Origin of the sequence: Mycolicibacterium rhodesiae, assembly GCF_002086695.1 — a bacterium.
GTDB lineage: Bacteria > Actinomycetota > Actinomycetes > Mycobacteriales > Mycobacteriaceae > Mycobacterium > Mycobacterium rhodesiae.
Genome location: NZ_MVIH01000044.1, coordinates 1 through 1,090 on the forward strand (window position 1 = coordinate 1; position 1,090 = coordinate 1,090).

Sequence of the window (1,090 nt, forward strand, 5' to 3'; positions counted from 1 at the left end):
TGTACTGACCTGAGAGGTTAGGTACGCGGGTGGCGGGTGGTTGGCCGCCGAGTGCGGTGTGGCCGCGATGGTGATTGTAGGTATGCAGCCAGCGAGGGAACTCCGCGCACCGTTCGGCATCGCTGGTGTAGAGCCGCGCATATGCCCATTCATCGGCAAGGGTTCGGTGGAATCGCTCCACCTTGCCGTTCGTCTGGGGTCGATAGGGTTTGGTTCGACGATGTTCGATCTGCCCGAGTGCATCTCGGAATGAGTGGGATCGGTAACAGGAACCGTTGTCTGTCAACACTTTCCGTACGGTGAACCCGCATGCGTTGAACCATTTGTTAGCCCTTTGCCAGAAGTCAGCAGCTGTGTCTTTGCGTTCGTCGATTAGCAGTTCGGAGTAGGCCAGCCGGGAGTGAGCGTCGATGGCGGTGTGCAAGAAGTGATAACCACGCCGCCCGGAACGGTCGCTGCCAGTTCCGATGCTTCTGTCCTTGCGGGAGTGATGATTTCCTGCGCTGCGGCCCAACATGCGCCATCCGCCGCCAGCCGGGATCTTGCCCACCTTCTTGACATCGACATGCACCAGGTCGCCGGGGCTGGCTGACTCCATCCGACGGATAACTCGCCCGGTGGGCCGATCCAGCCACCGCAGCTTGGCTAGGCCGTAGCGCCTCAACACGTTGTGCACAGTCGAGACATTCAGTCCCAGCAGATAAGCGATGCGAGCTGGTCCCCAACGTCGAAGTACTCGGACTTTAATGATGCGCCGCTCGGTGCGTGTGGGGGTTTGATTAGGGCTGTGATGTGGGCGTGAGCTGCGGTCGGCCATGCCGGCTTCGCCTAGTTGGCGGTAGCGGCGGGCCCAGCGCGAAGCGGTAGTGACCGCAACCTGGAACCGCTCGGCCGCCCGTCGCAGCGTCCACCCATCCTCGACAACGCAACGTGCCAGCCGCAGACGACCGGTTTCAGACAAGGGGGCATTACGGTGGACCATGAAGACCTCCGGAGTGAGTTGGTGCGTTCCTTAAGCAGCTCGCACTTCACTCGGAGGTCTTCGTCATGTCACTACGCCACGCCGTACTTAACGTCCGTGGTCAGTACA

General features: G+C 60.9%; 1 protein-coding gene. It reads right to left on the bottom strand.

The genetic code is table 11. The features are described from left to right. On the bottom strand, positions 1 to 982 hold a 982-nt coding region (locus tag BST42_RS28860; RefSeq protein ID WP_083123123.1), incomplete at its 3' end, for an IS481 family transposase. Positions 983 to 1,090 lie beyond the last annotated feature (108 nt).